The following is a 17,342-nucleotide window of genomic DNA, read 5'->3' as shown; positions in this document are numbered from 1 at the left end:
TCCTGAGCCAGGATCAAACTCTCCAAAGAATTTGATATAGCTCTTTAAAAATGACGAAGCTTGCGCTTCATTCAAAAATTGTAAAACTTTTTTGCCTCATCGTTCAGTTTTCAAAGTTCGTCTGCCGCTCTTAGCGACTCATTAATAATAGCACCTGCTCTACTATTCGTCAACTATAAAAATAAAATATTTTAAAAGAATAAAAACGTGGTGTGTTTTCGGTCGCCACTATATAGAAGAAACACACCACAGATCATTGGAATGCAATGATTCGAACTTCATCTAAACGAGTCAAATCGTACATTTCTTGCGTCGGTTCAGATATGACAATCGGTTGTTCGACGTTCGGTGTATAGTTACGGATTGTACCTCGAACCCCACTACTCAACAACACAGTTCGACCGACTTCATAAAATCCAAGCAATGTCGCCAAAAGGGTAAGTGCTTCCCCATCGTAAGCTTCATTTTGCCACATATAGAAATATGCCTCTTCCGGTGTCAAAGCGTCTCGAAACGTGCGTGGGGCTGTCAACTGACAAAATCGATCTGCCACAATGAACAGCGGCGAGGCCGGATGGAGCGACCGCTCCTCGAGACGATTCGGAAAGCCAGAACCATTAAGACGCTCATGGTGTTCCGCAACCAACTTACTGACGCGCTGGCGCAGCGTCTGATCTTGAGGCAACATCGCCATCGATACGAGTGGATGTTGATACAATAACTCTCGTTCCATTTTTGTGAAATAACGCATATGCGACCATTTTCGAATTTTTGCGTAGCTGGCGTCTGCAAAATACGAGGCGATGCCGTAGTCGAACTGGAGTCGATGTTCATCCCCCCGATACTTGGACAAGGTCCTTGCAACGAGTGCGCGATAAATCGCATGATGAATGACGTGATTTTTTCGAAGTGGTTGTTTCGTGAAAAATGTAACGATAGCTGATAATGGATAATCACGACGAAACAATTGATGGATAAACTCTAAGGCTTCATAGGGATTCGGAGCAATCCGTTCCTCCCATTGATTATAGTGACGTTCATATTGGAGGATCTTCTCACACAAATCGCGTTCTTCTTCTTGCGTGAAGCGACGACGTTCCACAGGAGCAACTTCAATCGTCTCCACTTTTAAAAACCGAAGCAAGCGTAAATGTTCATTCGTCAGTCTAATGCCAGCCTCTAATGAAGAGACCGATGTTTTTAGGACCATCCCTACGTGAACGTTTGAAATAGCGAGTCGCATGCTCATCCCTCCTGATCGTATGAAAACAGGTCGAACGGAAGCTCCGTTCGACCTGTTTCGCCTTATTCGGTCACTTCAGACGATAGGTCGGTTTCTGGTGCTTCACCATCAAATCCATTCTCCATCTCATCTGCTGATTCCTCTTCTAGCTCATCTTTTTTCAATTTTGCGATGGTCGCTAAGCGATCGCCGTCCTCGATGTTCATGACTTTCACACCGCGCGTACTGCGACCCATTTGTGAAATCGTCTGTGCGTCAATTCGAATGGCGACACCGAGCTCGGTCATGAGCATGATATCGTCGTCCTCATCCACGACTCGCATACCGACGACGGTGCCGCGGTCGGTCTTGATTCCGATGATTCCAGAACCACCTCGACCTTGCGTACGGAATTGCTCCATTGCGGTACGTTTTCCGTAACCTTTTTCCGTGATGATCAATACGTCTTGTGTCGGTCGTACGATTTCCATCGAGACAACTTGATCATCGTCCTTTTTCAATCGGATGGCACGAACGCCGCGAGCTGTACGGCCCATCGAACGCACTTCCCCTTCAAGTGGGAAACGAATCGACATCCCTTCACGCGTCACAATCAACATTTCGTCGTCGCTCTTCGCGAGACGAACGGTGACGAGTTCATCGGTGTCATTCAAACTGATGGCACGAAGTCCATTTTTATTGATGCGGGCATACGCCGAGAGCGGTGAACGTTTAACGAGTCCTTGTTTCGTAATGAATACGAGCGACAATTGCTCATCCGCCACTTCCGCTTCCGAGTCTTCAGTGCCATCCTCGACGATGGCCTTGTCCGCCAAGTAACTCTGGAAATCGACCGGAATCATCGTTTCGACTTTCTCTCCTTTATCGACTTGGAGCAAGTTGATAATCGGCATCCCTTTCGCAGTCCGACTCATCTCAGGAATCTCATAGCCTTTCAAGCGGAAGACACGGCCGAAATTCGTAAAGAAGAGAATCGTATCATGCGTAGATGCAGACAAAAGACGTAACACGAAGTCTTCATCGTTTGTGCCCATTCCTTGTTTCCCTCGTCCACCACGGCGTTGCGTACGATATGAGTCACTCGGGATCGACTTGATGTATCCTTCACTCGTAAGTGTGATCATCATGTCACGGACCGGAATCAAATCTTCATCTTCGAGTTCGATGATGTCCGTACGGATTACCGTCCGACGTGGATCGCCGTAACGCTCTTTGATTTCTGTCAACTCGTTGCGGATGATTTGGAGCAAGAGTTCTTCGTCCCCTAAAATGGCACGAAGTTCTTCAATCAAGGCACGAATCTCACGATACTCGCCTTCGATTTTCTCTCGTTCAAGTCCAGTTAACCGCTGAAGACGCATGTCGAGAATCGCTTGTGTCTGTTCAGTCGACAATCCAAAACGAGCGATCAACTTCTCGCGAGCCTCGTCACCGGTCCGTGTACTACGGATGATGGCGATGACTTCGTCCAAATGATCCAGTGCCACGCGCAATCCTTCGAGGATGTGCGCACGTGCCTCAGCCTTGTCGAGGTCGAATTGTGTCCGACGACGAACGACTTCTTTTTGGTGCTCGATATAGTAATAAATCGCCTGCTTCAAGTTGAGGGTCTTCGGTCGACCGCCGACGAGGGCGAGCATGTTGACTCCAAACGTCGTTTGCATCGGCGTTTGTTTATACAAGTTGTTCAAAATGACGCTGGCATTCGCATCCCGGCGTACTTCGATGACGACACGCATCCCGTTACGGTCTGATTCGTCACGAAGGTCGGTGATGCCTTCGATTTTCTTGTCGCGTACCAAGTCGGCAATCTTTTCGACGAGGCGCGCTTTGTTCACTTGATACGGGATTTCATGAACGAGAATGCGCTCACGGCCATTTTTCAACACTTCGATCTCAGCTTTGGCACGCATCGTGATCGATCCACGACCCGTCTCATAGGCGCGGCGAATTCCGCTACGTCCTAAAATCTCACCAGCTGTCGGGAAATCAGGACCAGGAATATGCTGCATCAACTCAGAAATCGTGATATCCGGATTATGCGTCAATGCAAGTACCCCATCAATCACTTCGTTCAAGTTATGCGGCGGTACGTTCGTGGCCATCCCGACTGCAATCCCGCTCGTTCCATTAACCAAGAAGTTCGGGAACCGGGCAGGCATGACGACCGGTTCTTTTTCTTCCCCGTCAAAGTTCGGTTGGTAATCGATTGTATTCTTCCCGATATCACGGACGAGTTCCATCGCAATTTTCGACATCCGCGCTTCTGTGTAACGCATCGCTGCCGCCGAGTCACCGTCGACAGAACCAAAGTTTCCGTGGCCATCTACGAGTTCGTAACGGTAACTAAAGTCTTGCGCCATCCGAACCATCGTCTCGTAAACGGCAGAGTCACCGTGTGGGTGATACTTACCGATAACGTCACCGACAACACGCGCCGATTTCTTATGGGGCTTGTCAGCACGAATTCCAAGTTCGTTCATCGCATAAAGAATGCGGCGGTGAACCGGCTTCAAACCGTCTCGTACATCTGGGAGGGCACGTGACACGATTACGCTCATCGCATAGTCCATGAACGAGGTGCGCATCTCTTGGCTAATATTTATATCCTTGATATTTTCTTGTTCTGCCATTCGTTATTGCCTACCCTTCTTTTTAAATATCGAGGTTTTTCACGTAATGCGCATGTGATTGGATGAAGTCACGTCGCGGCTCGACATTGTCACCCATGAGTGTTTCAAAGATCTCATCCGCCTCAATGGCGTCTTGAAGGTCGACACGAAGCATCGAGCGTGTCTCTGGATTCATCGTCGTGCTCCACAGCTGTTCAGGGTCCATCTCACCGAGACCTTTGTAACGCTGTACACTGTAACGAGCATTTTCTGGAAGCTGTTTAATCGCTTCTTGCAGTTCCCGTTCATTTTGGACGTAGGTGACGTCTTTTCCGTGCTTCAAGCCGTAAAGTGGCGGTTGCGCGATATACACATAGCCGCTTTCAACGAGCGGACGCATGTAACGGTAGAAGAACGTCAAGAGCAGTGTCCGAATGTGGGCTCCATCGACGTCGGCATCGGTCATGATAATCAATTTATGGTACCGCGCCTTCGCGAGATCGAACTCTTCCGCGATCCCAGTCCCGAGCGCCGTAATAATTGTACGAACTTCTTGGTTGGCTAAAATCTTATCGAGTCTCGCTTTTTCGACGTTGATGATTTTACCTCGAATCGGCAAGATCGCTTGGAAGTGACGATCGCGACCTGATTTTGCAGAGCCACCGGCCGAGTCACCCTCGACGATGTACAATTCAGACTTCGATGCATCTTTCGATGAACAGTCTGCTAGTTTCCCAGGCAATGAACTGACTTCGAGGATTCCTTTTCGGCGAGTCATTTCACGAGCACGTTTCGCTGCAAGACGAGCACGTGCCGCCATTAAACCTTTGTCGACAATCAATCGCCCGACAGACGGGTTCTCAAGCAAGAACTGCTCAAACGTGTCTGTGAAGAGCGAGTCTGTCGCTGTACGAGCGTCAGCGTTGCCGAGCTTTGTCTTCGTTTGACCCTCGAACTGTGGCGATGGGTGTTTGACCGAGACAATCGCCGTCAATCCTTCACGTACGTCATCCCCTGACAAGCTACCATCGGCTTCTTTCATGAGACCGAAGCGTTTTGCATAGTCGTTGATCGAACGAGTCAGTGCCGTTTTGAACCCTGTCTCGTGCGTTCCGCCCTCGTGGGTCGGAATGTTGTTCGTGAATGAATAGATGTTGCTCGCAAATCCTTCGTTGTACTGAAGCGCGATCTCAACTTCAATCCCATCCTTCGTGCCATGTACATAGACAGGCTCATCGTGGATTGAGGCTTTTGAGCGGTTCAAGTGTTCAACGTATGACTTGATTCCGCCCTCGTAATGATAGTTGCGTTCAATCGTCTCATCACTGCGCTCGTCTTTTGCGACGATGCGAAGCCCTTTGTTCAGGAAGGCAAGTTCGCGCAGACGTGTGGCGAGTAAATCAAAGTCGTATTCGAGCGTCTCCTCAAAGATATCGCCGTCCGGGAAGAAACGGACAGTCGTACCCGTCGTATCAGTCGTACCAACAATTTCGAGTTCTCCTTGTGGAACACCGCGTTTGAATGATTGGTAGTAGACGTTGCCGTTACGGCGAACGAACACTTCAAGTTTCGTCGACAAGGCGTTAACGACCGAGGCCCCGACGCCGTGCAAACCGCCTGAGACTTTATATCCGCCACCACCGAATTTACCTCCGGCGTGAAGGACCGTGAAAATGACTTCAACGGCTGGACGTCCCGTTTTCTTTTGAACATCGACCGGGATGCCTCGCCCGTTGTCTTCAACGACGACTGAGTTACCCGGCTCGACCGTGACCGTAATCGTGTCACAGTGTCCCGCGAGTGCTTCGTCAATCGAGTTATCGACGATTTCCCATACTAAGTGATGGAGTCCTCGTGAGCTCGTCGAACCGATATACATCCCCGGGCGTTTGCGAACAGCTTCTAACCCTTCAAGTACTTGAATCTGATCGGCACCATAATCTTGCATTTGTTTTTCGTTTTCGTTACTCATCGGTTTCATTCACCTACTATACATGAATTGGTGTTCATATGGATTGGTCTTACTTCATACAGATTCTGTTTCAACTTCGCCCTGTTTCACGTGAAACACCTTTGCTTGTTGAATCGTTTCGTGAGCGATCCCATCAATATTGGTTGTCGTGATAATCGTTTGGACTTTTTGGCCCATCGTATCGAGCAGATGGGTTTGGCGATGGTCGTCTAATTCAGATAACACGTCATCTAACAAGAGCAGCGGATATTCCCCGACCTCTTCGTGAATCAGTTCAATCTCCGCTAGCTTTAAAGACAAAGCCGCTGTGCGCTGCTGACCTTGCGAACCGAACGTTTGGACATTGCGATTGTTGACGTACAACTCAAAATCATCTCGATGCGGACCAAATAACGTCACACCCCGTCTTCGTTCGTTCTCTCTTATTTTATCAAACTTTCGACGATACGTTTCAAACATCGCATCTTTTGGGTAACGTTCTTTTTGGAATGTATCCGATACGTACTGAATCGTCAGTGTCTCCAAGTTTCGCGTGATGCCGGCGTGAATCGGTCCGGCCCATTTTTCGAGTTGATCGATGAAATGATGGCGCCGTGAAACGATTTTCACCGCAAGTTCAATCATTTGATCGGTAAGTACCTCGAGCAGTGTCTCATCCCCGCCTTTGATCGACAGCTGCTTCAACAAGGCGTTCCGTTGCTTCAGCGTCTTCAAATACTGATTCAATTCATGTAAATAGACAGGACTCACTTGCCCGATCTCCATATCTAAAAACCGACGTCGTCCTTGCGGGCTGCCTTTGACGATGGCGAGGTCTTCTGGTGCGAACAGTACGACGTTGAAGGCCCCGACGTAGTCGCTGAGACGACGTTGTTCGAGATGGTTCAATTTCGCTTTTTTCCCTTTCGGTGAAAACGTGAGCGATTGGACCGTCTCACCGGTCCGTTTATGAATCCGCCCTTCGACCATCGCAGCATCCGCTTCCCAGCCGATCAGTTCACGGTCTTGCGTCGTCCGATGTGACTTCGCGAGCGCAAGTACGTAAATCGATTCGAGTAGATTCGTTTTCCCTTGGGCATTTTCCCCGATGAGAACGTTCGTCTGTTCTGAAAAATCTAGCTCGAGGGTTTCGTAGTTGCGGTAGTTTTGCAATCGGATCGACTTTAAGTGCACGTTAGTTCCCCTCGATTTGGAAGTCTCCGAAGCCTTCGACTTCGATCGTATCCCCATCCCGTAGTTTCCGTCCGCGACGTTGATCGACCTCGCCGTTCACTTTGATCTGAACGTCCTCTAAAAAGAACTTCGCTTGGCCTCCGCTTGAAATAATATCAGCCAACTTCAAAAATTGTCCGAGTGTTACATACTCGGTTGTAATCGACACTTTTTGCATGTCGTCACTTCCTTTCTTTCATACTTAGTACAAAAAATCGCCATACTTATTAGTTTATCGAAAAACGTCGAATAAGGCAAAAACGGGGATGATAAGGTGAAACACCTCATCATCCCCGAATCCGCTCCGTCAGATTTAAGACGTACGGACTGGCAAGATCAACTGAAGGACGCTATCCTGTTCGACCGGACGCAAGATGAACGGTCGCATCGAACCCGTAAACTGGATTTCGATTTCTGAAGCATCAAGCGCACGGAGTGCATCCATCACAAATTTAGAGTTGAATGAAATTTTTAACTCTTCTCCTTCAAGCGACAGGATGCTGACGCGTTCTGACACTTTCCCGACTTCTGGAGAGTGGGACGAAACTTCAACCGTCGTCGCTTCTTCCGCGACAAATTTAATGACGTTGTTGCGATCGGCCCGGGCGAGCAGCGAGGCTCGGTCAATTGCCTGCAAGAAATCTTTAGCGTTCAAACGGACCGCTGTCCGGTATTCTTCCGGAATCAAACGTGATGTGTCCGGGTACGCCCCGTCTAAGAGACGTGAGAAGAACGAGATGTTTTTCATTCGGAATAAAATTTGTTGATCCGTCAAAACAATCTCGACTGGCAATTCTTCGCGGTCGAGCAATTTAGCGAGCTCGTTCAATGAGCGGCCCGGTACGACAACGTTTTGGAACGTCAAATCGTTGTCGGTCTCGAACCGTGCCCGACGGAGGGCTAAACGGTGGCTATCCGTGGCGACACAAGTCAAAAATCCTTTCTCAGCTGAGAAGTTAACCCCTGTAAGAACGGGACGTGTCTCTTGTGCTGATACAGCGAAGCTCGTCTGACGGATGATTGTCTTCAACAAATCAGCCGGCAAGTAAAAACGACGCTCGCTTGAAAGCTCAGGAAGACGTGGGTATTCATCTGGGTCGAGTCCGTTCAAGTGGAATTCGGCTTGTCCTGACTCAATCCGCGTCATAAAGTTTGGAGACACTTCAAGTGTCACTTCATTCGTCGGCAACTTTTTAACAATTTCGCCAAGGAAGCGTGCATTGAGCACGACGCTGCCTGCTCGTTGGATTTGAATGAGTTCGATTCCGCCTTCTTCAATCGGGATTAAGCGTTCGATTGAAATCTCGGTATCACTTCCTGTGAGTGTCAACCCATCGGCATGAGCCTCAAGCTTTAAACCTGTGAGGATTGGAATCGTCGTTCTAGAAGCAACGGCCTTCGATACGTCTTGTACGGCTTGCATGAATACATCTCGCTGAATCGTTAAGTGCATGTGGATAATTCCTCCTAAGTGAACTGAGTCATATAGTTTAATAATAATAGTATTATTTAAGTCATAATAGTAATAAGGGCTGTGGATACTGGGGATAAGTCACTTGAACCACTCGTACTAAGCCATTCTGCCTGTGAATAACATGTGGATAACTATGTGGGTTTATCCACAGGATATCCACAGCGAAACACAAGACGTTAGGACAAAGCCTTCTTTAGTGTCTGAATCGTCTCTTGCATCTCTGGATCATGCTTGAGTAACGTACTAATTTTCTCATGAGCGTGGATAACTGTCGTGTGATCACGTCCGCCGAACTCTTCTCCTATCTTAGGAAGCGAGCTTTCCGTCATCTCACGGGACAAGTACATCGCGATTTGACGAGGGAATGCTAGCGTCTTCGTCCGTTTCTTCGCTTTCAGCTCGTCTACTTCAATATTAAAGTGACGACCGACAATCTCTTGAATGTCACGAATGACGATTTTCTTCGCTTCTTGGACCGGCATGATATTGTGCAACGCTTCGGCAGCGACATCCGGATCAATCGGACGACCGACGAGTTTGGCGTAGGCGACGACGCGCGTCAACGCCCCTTCGAGCTCACGAATGTTCGTGTCGATTTGATTGGCGATGTACAGCATGACGTCGTTCGCGATATCAAGCCCTTCTGCTGTCGCTTTCTTACGTAAGATGGCAATCCGCGTTTCGAGGTCAGGCGGTGTGATATCTGTGATAAGACCCCATTCGAACCGCGAACGAAGACGATCTTCGAGCGTCGGGATCTCTTTAGGCGGTCGGTCGCTAGAAATCACAATCTGTTTTTGGTCGTTATGAAGCGCATTGAACGTATGGAAGAACTCTTCCTGCGTCTGCTCTTTACCGGCCAAGAACTGAATGTCATCAATCAAGAGGACATCGATGTTCCGATAACGGTTACGGAACTCTTCGGTCTTATTGTCACGAATCGAGTTGATGAACTCATTTGTGAACTTTTCAGATGATACGTAAGCAATTCGTGCGCCAGGCTTTTGCCCTTTCACGTAATGCCCAATCGCATGCATCAAATGTGTCTTGCCGAGTCCGACTCCCCCATAAATGAAGAGCGGGTTATAGGCGCGGGCCGGAGCTTCTGCCACGGCGAGCGAGGCGGCATGGGCAAACCGGTTTCCGGAGCCGATGACAAATGTCTCGAAAATGTATTTGTCATTCAGTTGTCCGAGGTTCCCTTCCTCTTTTGGCAGTACTGGAATCGGCTGTTCTTTCATTTCTGTGGCAGCAATCGTTTCTTTCGATCCATCCGCAGGTGCATACTTGTGTGCTTGCGACTCCTCGATAAAATGAATCTCAAGCTTGTTGTTTGTCACTTCTTCAATCGTATCTTGTAACAATGACAAGTACTGACGTTCAAGCCAAGTCACAATGAAACTGGCTGGCGCGGATACGACGAGCGTCGTCCCCATCAACGAAATTCCTTCTGTTGATTTCAACCACATATCAAAGCTGGCTTTTGGCGTTCGTTCCTCTTCTTCAATCAGAGATAAAACATTTCTCCAAATCTCGCGAGCATTCTTCAATGAAAGACCTCCTTTACTCACATGTTGGCGAAACTTATTCACATGATATACACATTCACTATTCTATAGTAGATACTAGGGTTATCCCCAGAGAACAAAAACTGTGGATAACGTTATCCACATGGTGTTGATGTTGGGGATAACAGTTATCCACAGCCTGTGTATATCTTGGAATTGCTAAAAGTTCATCCACAAGTTTGTGCACATTCAGTTTATCAAAATAAAATAGACGTGGCAACGGTTTTTGATATTTATCCACAGACGACCAAAAGAATCCACAGGCAGTTATCCACATGCTGTGTACAGTGTGGATAAACTGTGGATATGTTGTGGATAATTGTTAGTAAGCAAAGTTGTGGTCAGAAAAGTTATACACAAAAGAGGAAGAAGGAATGGAGAAGAATATTTTTTTAAAAGAAGAAAATGAAAAATTAAAAAACGGCATGCTTAATTTGTTGAAAAAGAAGGAGTTATTCACATATAAGTGTGGATAACTCTTGGGATATGTGGATAAAATGGCTTAAGACAGCTGTTTGTAAAAAAGTCACTGTAAGATTGTTAATTCTCGATGTTACTTAACGCTTCCGTTTCTTCTAAATCGTGCCATCCAGAGATCGTCTCCCCCTCCCCTGGCAATTGATTTCGCCCTAATGGAAAACCTAACGAAAATTCATTGACAATCTGGGGAACTGTTTATATAATCTTAAAGACTGCCTTAAATGAAACTATAACTTGCTAATAGAGCGTTAACCTTGAGGAGGTGCTTTAACCATGAAACCAACTTTCAATCCTAACAACCGTAAGCGTAAGAAAGTCCACGGATTCCGTGCTCGCATGGCGACTAAAAACGGCCGCAACATTCTTGCAGCTCGCCGTCGTAAAGGCCGCAAAGCCTTGACTGTCTAATAAAGATCATGAGATTGCCCGAGGATTTTTCCTTGGGCAATCTTTTTTTATATCGTCACAGAAGTCACACAAACGGACGGAAAAAGCTGATTCGCCCTCGTTGAAACGAATGGGATATGGTATGATGTTAGTTGACGATTTTTGAAGTGAAGGATGGAGTGAGAATTTTGAAAAAAGAATACCGCCTGCAAAAGAATGAAGAGTTCCAAGCGGTGTTTCGTGAAGGACGCTCCGTGGCCAATCGTCAGTTTGTCGTCTACACGCAAAAAGCGGATCAAGCGCACTTCCGGGTCGGACTTTCGGTCAGTAAAAAGCTTGGAAATGCCGTGGAACGAAACCGGATGAAACGATTGATGCGTGAATCACTTCGCTTGCTCGAACCAAACGTGGCTCCGCACAATTACGTCATCATTGCGCGCAAACCTGCGACGTCCCTTACACAAGATGAAGTGACGGAAAGCTTGAAACACGTCTTTAAACGGGCTAAAGTTTGGAAGCAGAGACAAGTCGATCGATCGTAACAATCCGAGCTCGTTCTTTCATATATAACGCGAACTAATTAGGATTGACCGATAGACGTGTGATGAAACAAAAGAATCGATAAAGAAAGCGTAGGAGGAACTATGAGCAAAAAGCTAAAATTAGGATTGTTGGCCGTCATGACCGGCGTCATCATGTTGATGGCTGGTTGTGTCGACCCATCGACGATCCAAGGAGAGCCGATCACGGCTGAGACGGAAGGCTTCTGGTCGAAATACTTTGTTTGGCCATTGGCATGGTTGTTGAAAGAAGCGGCTTACTTAATCGGTGGGACGTGGCAGTACGGATACTCGATCATCGTTGCGACGATTATCGTTCGTCTCTTGATTTTACCGCTTATGATCAAGCAGACGAAGAGCATGGGTGCGATGCAAGTGTTGCAACCGGAAATGCTCAAGCTTCGTGAGAAGTACAGCTCGAAAGACCAAGAGACGCAACGCAAGCTTCAAGAAGAAATGATGAAGATGTATCAAGAGTATCAAATCAACCCGCTCGCGGGCTGCTTGCCAATCTTGATTCAAATGCCGATCCTCTTCGCGTTCTACGATGCGATCCGTCGGACACCTGAAATCTTTGAAGCGCAGTTCCTTTGGTTCGACCTCGGGGCACCAGATCCGACGTTCATCTTGCCGATTCTCGCGGCAATCTTGACGTTTGCACAGCAAAAAATTTCAATGGCGGGCCAAGAACAAAACCCACAATTGAAAATGATGCTCTACATCTTCCCGGTGATGATCTTCGTCATGTCGATTACCCTTCCGGCTGCCCTCTCGATGTACTGGGTCGTCGGTTACATCATCTCGATCATCGTGACGATGGCAATCATGCTCCCGATGCGTGAGAAGATGAAAGTCCAAGCTGAAGCGAAGATTGCGGCGAAAGAAGCAGAACGTGCCGCGCTTGCTGAAGAAGAGAAGAAGACGAAAAAGAAAAAACGTAAATAAATCCTAAGGCTGTGGATAACCAATCCACAGCCTTTTTTTGTCGCTTCGGATGGATAAGGGCCGAATACGGGAATAAAGGAAGAAGTGGTCTACTTCGTTACATCGGAAAGGGGTCTTTCAAATGGAGACGCTTATCAAACGGTTGGAACGGTCGACATTCATTCAGGCAGCACTTTATGTCATCATCGGTTTACTCATCATCTTATATCCACGTTTCTTTTTTGATGCGATTGTCTATGTGGTCGCGGCTTATTTTGCCATCATCGGTCTAATCGCCATCGTTCAAGGGTTGCGCCACAAACGAAACGGCCTCCCACCCGGCTTTTTTATGGGAATCATCTATCTATTGATCGCCTTGATCGTCTTTTTCTTCGCCGAGACGTTAGCGAGCCTGCTTCCAATCTTCATCGGTGCCCTCTTCTTGTTCGGGGGGATCATCCGGTTGATTCAAGCCGTCGGATTTCGCCGGACGATCGCCAATCGGTGGATGTACTTCATGCTGAGCAGTCTATTGTGGATTGGGATTGGCCTGCTCATGTTGGCGAACCCGTTCGATAGCCTGCTCGTCTTGTTCCAATTGTTCGGCGGTTTTCTCATCGCCGTCGGGGTGATCGAATGGGTGCTCTATTTCACGCTCCGCTCGTCGAGACGTCAGCAAGCATAAACGAAAGCCGCTCACATCAGGAGCGGCTTTTTTCACGAGTGACGAGTCGGTCCAAAAACGGACGAATCACTTCGAACGCAACGGTCGTCTCGAAGAAGGGACGCTCGGCTTCGAGACGGGAGATATACCAGCGAGCGGCTGTCGCATGATGGTCGGGTGTCAACGCTTCATAAAAGGTCCGGATTTCAATCCGCTGCCGGGCGGCCACGTCTTTCAACCCGAGCGCGGCCCGTTCAGGTTCATAGTGAGCGGCAAGTGCGTAAGCGAAATGACTCATGCCTTGCCGGAGCATCTCGACGGCCCAGACATCGTTGCCGCGGTCACGGGCTTTCGTATATTGGAAAAAGAACCAAATCGCATCAAACACGTGTCCGCTCAAATTTTCAACAGATAAAGTGAGCGAACTCGGGTGATGTTGCAGTCGGTGTTCCGGATCGTACAGCACCGTAATTGTGTCTTGATGGTTCAACGTGTCCGCCGTCACCGTGAAGAAGTCGAGATGCAAGAAATCATCATAGACGACGATCAGTTGCGGGGCCACGATATCGATTTCGTCCTCGAGCAGGATCGGGCGATATGTGGCCAGATGGTCGCGGCGGCGCGGCAAGAACTCATTCAGGCTGTCAGGGGCGACCATGACGTACAAGTCGACATCGGAATGTTCGTCCGCTTCACCACGTCCGAACGATCCTTTCAAGAAAATGGCCTGCACATCCGTGTCGGAGATGAGGCTGTCGGTCAATGTGGCGATGGCATCTTGCTGTCGCATTTCATCACGTCCTCCATGGAAATATATTCCTTTATTGTACTAAAGTAATTCCTTGAAATGCAACCGTTGCTCGAGAGGTCGGACTCTTTCGTTCGAGACAAATATCGTGTATAGTAGGTGCGTTATGCATAAGATAGAGGAAGTAGTAAGAAGTATGGGAGGGAAAGATGATGCTAGAGTTTGACACGATTACGGCGATTTCGACGCCGATGGGTGAAGGGGCAATCGGAATCGTCCGCTTGTCCGGTGACCGCGCCGTCGAGACGGTGGGCCGTGTGTTTTCTGGAAAAGATTTGACGAAAGTGGAGTCACATACGATCCATTACGGAAAATTGAAACGTCCTGGCACGGACGAGGTCGTCGATGAAGTCATGGTGAGCATCATGCGCGCACCGAAGACGTTCACGCGAGAAGACGTCGTCGAAATCAATTGCCACGGAGGAATCGTCGCGGTCAATCGTGTCCTCGAACTGATTCTTGAACAACCGGACATCCGCTTGGCAGAACCGGGCGAGTTCACGAAACGCGCCTTTTTAAATGGACGCATCGATTTGTCGCAAGCAGAAGCCGTCATGGATTTGATTCGTGCCAAAACGGATCGGGCCATGAACGTCGCCATGTCACAAATGGAAGGACGTTTGTCACGGCTTGTCCGCGAGTTGCGTCAATTGTTGCTTGAGACGATTGCGGCGGTCGAGGTCAATATCGACTACCCGGAATACGACGCCGAAGAGATGACCCAGGCCATCGTCGAAGACAAGGCTTGCGAAGTGAAGCGTGTGCTCGAGCAACTGCTTGAGACGGCGCGACAAGGGAAAATCTTGCGGGAAGGTCTCGCGACAGCGATTATCGGTCGGCCGAACGTCGGCAAGTCATCGCTCATGAACACGCTCGTTCAAGAGACGAAAGCGATTGTCACGGAAATCGCCGGCACGACGCGCGATACGATTGAAGAGTATGTGAACGTCAAAGGCGTTCCGCTCAAATTGATTGATACGGCAGGGATTCGCGAGACGGAAGACATCGTCGAGCGGATCGGTGTCGAGAAATCGCGCAAGGCGCTCACGGGCGCGGACTTGATTTTGCTCGTCTTGAACGGGCACGAAGGTCTGACTATCGAGGATGAGGCCTTGTTTGAGGCGATTGCTGGTATGAATGCGATCATCATCATTAATAAGACGGACTTGCCACAAAGTATGGATTCTTCTAAGCTGGAGAAACTAGCGGCAGGTCGCCCGATCGTGGCGACGTCTCTCTTATTAGAAGAGGGAATCGACGCATTGGAGAAGGCGATCTCGAACTTGTTCTTCGCTAAAGGCGTCGAATCACAGGATATGACATATATCTCGAACGCACGACACATTCAACTCATCAAACGGACGATCGAACAAATCGATGAGGCGCTCGGAAGTGCCGTCATGAATTTGCCGATCGATATGGTCCAAATCGATTTACGACGGGCGTGGGACACGCTCGGCGAGATCAACGGGGACACCGTTCAAGAAAGTTTGATTGATCAACTCTTTTCACAGTTTTGTCTTGGGAAATAATAAGGAGGAACAACTATGGCTTACACGGCAGGCGAGTTTGATGTCATCGTCATCGGAGCCGGTCATGCAGGGATCGAGGCCGCACTGGCGTCGGCACGCATGGGCGCGAAAACGGCGATGCTCACGATGAATCCGGATATGGTCGGATTCATGTACTGCAACCCATCGATCGGTGGTCCCGCGAAAGGGATCGTCGTTCGCGAAATCGATGCCCTCGGCGGCGAGATGGCGAAGGCGATCGATGCGACATACATTCAAATGAAGATGCTCAACACATCAAAAGGTCCAGCAGTGCGCGCATTACGGGCGCAAGCGGACAAATTCCAATACCAAAATCATATGAAGAAAGTGCTTGAAGACGAACCGAACCTATTGCTTCGTCAAGCGCTCGTCGAACGACTTCTCATCGAAGACGGGAAAGTCGCCGGTGTCGTCACGAATACCGGTTCGGAGTACCGCTCGAAAGCGGTCATCGTCACGACGGGTACGTTCATGCGCGGTCAAATCATCATCGGCGAGTTGTCGTATGAGAGCGGTCCGAACAACCAGATGCCTTCGGTCGAATTGTCGAAGCATTTAGAAGAGCTCGGGCTCGAACTCGTCCGTTTCAAAACGGGGACACCACCACGAATCGACGGCAAGACGATCGATTACTCGAAGACGGAGATTCAACCAGGGGACGACAATCCGTCGCTCTTCTCCTACACATCGAAAGACCTCGACCCGATCGAGCAAATCCCGTGCTGGCTCACCTACACGAGCGAGCGGACGCACCAATTGATTGATGAGAACTTGCATCGTTCGCCAATGTACTCAGGTGCCATCAAAGGGACGGGCCCGCGTTACTGCCCATCGATTGAAGATAAAGTCGTCCGGTTCAACGATAAACCGCGTCACCAAATCTTCCTCGAGCCAGAAGGTCGCGACACGGAAGAAATTTACGTGCAAGGCTTCTCGACGAGTATGCCGGAAGACGTTCAGCATCAAATGCTCCGGACGATTCCAGGGCTTGAGAACTCAGAGATGATGCGCCCTGGATACGCGATTGAGTACGATGCAGTCGTACCGACGCAACTTTGGCCGACACTCGAGACGAAGACGGTCGGCGGATTGTTCACGGCAGGTCAAATCAACGGGACGAGCGGCTATGAAGAAGCGGCCGGACAAGGAATCATGGCCGGAATCAACGCCGCATGCCAAGTGCTCGGCAAAGATCCGGTCATCTTGGACCGCTCACAGGCGTATATCGGCGTCTTGATTGACGACCTCGTGACGAAAGGGACGAACGAGCCGTATCGCTTGCTCACATCCCGTGCCGAGTATCGGTTGCTCCTGCGTCACGACAATGCGGACCTTCGCTTGAGCGACATCGGTCATGAAGTCGGTCTATTGTCACCAGAGCGTCATGCCCATCTTGAAGACAAACGAGTCGCGATTGCGGCAGAAGTAAAACGTCTCAACGGACTCGTCATCAAACCGTCGGCTGACGTGAACGCCGTGCTCGAAGAAGTTGGCGCGAACCCGCTCAAAGAAGCGACGCATGCCAGTATTCTTTTGAAGCGGCCAGAAGTGACGTACGCGACGCTCATGCGCTTTGCACCGGCACCGATCGAAGTGCCGTTTGAAGTGGCGGAGCAAGTCGAGATTCAAGTGAAATACGAAGGCTACATCTCGAAGCAGCTCGAGCAAGTCGAGAAGATGCGTCGGATGGAAGAAAAACGGATTCCGGAGAAACTCGATTACGATGCAATCGGTGGTCTTGCGACGGAAGCGAAACAAAAACTAAAACAAGTTCGTCCGCTCTCGATTGGACAAGCGTCACGTATTTCCGGGGTAAACCCGGCGGACGTTTCGATCCTTCTTGTCTATATCGAGCAAGGACAATACGCGACAGTGGAGTGAAACG

Annotated in this window: 14 protein-coding genes; 6 read left to right on the top strand and 8 right to left on the bottom strand. The window is 49.0% G+C overall.

The genetic code is table 11. From position 1 onward, the window contains the following. Nucleotides 1-253: 253 nt before the first annotated feature. The 7 genes from KNP06_RS13305 to dnaA form a co-directional block, all read right to left on the bottom strand. Nucleotides 254-1,243 (bottom strand): HD-GYP domain-containing protein, encoded by a 990-nt coding sequence (locus tag KNP06_RS13305; protein ID WP_138858550.1) that lies wholly within the window; start codon nucleotides 1,241-1,243, stop codon nucleotides 254-256. Between the two features lie 62 nt (nucleotides 1,244-1,305). Beyond that, the gene (gyrA, locus tag KNP06_RS13300) at nucleotides 1,306-3,876 is read right to left on the bottom strand and encodes a DNA gyrase subunit A (RefSeq protein ID WP_034780292.1); all 2,571 of its coding nucleotides are present in this window, start codon (nucleotides 3,874-3,876) and stop codon (nucleotides 1,306-1,308) included. 22 nt (nucleotides 3,877-3,898) lie between these two features. Then, entirely contained in the window at nucleotides 3,899-5,827 is a 1,929-nt protein-coding gene (gene gyrB / locus KNP06_RS13295) for a DNA topoisomerase (ATP-hydrolyzing) subunit B (RefSeq protein WP_034780293.1), read from the bottom strand. 54 nt (nucleotides 5,828-5,881) lie between these two features. Then, on the bottom strand, nucleotides 5,882-7,000 hold the full coding sequence (gene recF, locus KNP06_RS13290; RefSeq protein ID WP_034780294.1) for a DNA replication/repair protein RecF: 1,119 nt from the start codon (nucleotides 6,998-7,000) through the stop codon (nucleotides 5,882-5,884). 1 nt (nucleotide 7,001) lies between these two features. After that, nucleotides 7,002-7,217: a S4 domain-containing protein YaaA gene (gene yaaA, locus KNP06_RS13285; protein ID WP_034780295.1), complete on the bottom strand. Its 216-nt coding sequence runs from the start codon at nucleotides 7,215-7,217 to the stop codon at nucleotides 7,002-7,004. Nucleotides 7,218-7,352: 135 nt separating this feature from the next. After that, nucleotides 7,353-8,492 carry a DNA polymerase III subunit beta gene (gene dnaN / locus KNP06_RS13280; protein ID WP_034780296.1) on the bottom strand — a complete coding sequence of 380 codons (1,140 nt, stop codon included), beginning with the start codon at nucleotides 8,490-8,492 and terminating at the stop codon, nucleotides 7,353-7,355. A gap of 197 nt (nucleotides 8,493-8,689) precedes the next feature. Beyond that, entirely contained in the window at nucleotides 8,690-10,063 is a 1,374-nt protein-coding gene (gene dnaA / locus KNP06_RS13275) for a chromosomal replication initiator protein DnaA (RefSeq protein ID WP_214712522.1), read from the bottom strand. 771 nt (nucleotides 10,064-10,834) lie between these two features. Between dnaA and rpmH the strand changes: the two genes are divergently transcribed. From rpmH to KNP06_RS13255, 4 genes are all read left to right on the top strand, one after another. Further along, nucleotides 10,835-10,969 (top strand): 50S ribosomal protein L34, encoded by a 135-nt coding sequence (gene rpmH / locus KNP06_RS13270; RefSeq protein WP_015880216.1) that lies wholly within the window; start codon nucleotides 10,835-10,837, stop codon nucleotides 10,967-10,969. A gap of 167 nt (nucleotides 10,970-11,136) precedes the next feature. After that, nucleotides 11,137-11,490, top strand: a complete 354-nt coding sequence (gene rnpA / locus KNP06_RS13265; RefSeq protein ID WP_034780297.1) for a ribonuclease P protein component — start codon at nucleotides 11,137-11,139, stop codon at nucleotides 11,488-11,490. Between the two features lie 102 nt (nucleotides 11,491-11,592). Further along, nucleotides 11,593-12,453, top strand: coding sequence for a membrane protein insertase YidC (yidC, locus tag KNP06_RS13260; protein ID WP_034780298.1), 861 nt, complete (start codon nucleotides 11,593-11,595; stop codon nucleotides 12,451-12,453). Nucleotides 12,454-12,574: 121 nt separating this feature from the next. Continuing rightward, nucleotides 12,575-13,117, top strand: coding sequence for an HdeD family acid-resistance protein (locus tag KNP06_RS13255; RefSeq protein WP_138860250.1), 543 nt, complete (start codon nucleotides 12,575-12,577; stop codon nucleotides 13,115-13,117). Between the two features lie 16 nt (nucleotides 13,118-13,133). On the opposite strand, the gene KNP06_RS13250 is transcribed toward KNP06_RS13255, so the two are convergent. Further along, the gene (locus KNP06_RS13250) at nucleotides 13,134-13,886 is read right to left on the bottom strand and encodes a nucleotidyltransferase domain-containing protein (protein ID WP_138860249.1); all 753 of its coding nucleotides are present in this window, start codon (nucleotides 13,884-13,886) and stop codon (nucleotides 13,134-13,136) included. Between the two features lie 170 nt (nucleotides 13,887-14,056). Between KNP06_RS13250 and mnmE the strand changes: the two genes are divergently transcribed. Both mnmE and mnmG read left to right on the top strand, forming a co-directional pair. Next, nucleotides 14,057-15,436 (top strand): tRNA uridine-5-carboxymethylaminomethyl(34) synthesis GTPase MnmE, encoded by a 1,380-nt coding sequence (mnmE, locus tag KNP06_RS13245; protein ID WP_214789382.1) that lies wholly within the window; start codon nucleotides 14,057-14,059, stop codon nucleotides 15,434-15,436. 15 nt (nucleotides 15,437-15,451) lie between these two features. Then, nucleotides 15,452-17,338, top strand: a complete 1,887-nt coding sequence (mnmG, locus tag KNP06_RS13240) for a tRNA uridine-5-carboxymethylaminomethyl(34) synthesis enzyme MnmG (RefSeq protein WP_138860248.1) — start codon at nucleotides 15,452-15,454, stop codon at nucleotides 17,336-17,338. Nucleotides 17,339-17,342: the final 4 nt, after the last annotated feature.

This window comes from Exiguobacterium sp. s21 (assembly GCF_018617975.1).
Taxonomy (GTDB): domain Bacteria; phylum Bacillota; class Bacilli; order Exiguobacteriales; family Exiguobacteriaceae; genus Exiguobacterium; species Exiguobacterium mexicanum_A.
The sequence above is the reverse complement of the archived record's forward strand: the minus strand, read 5'-3'. Positions and strand labels throughout refer to the sequence as shown.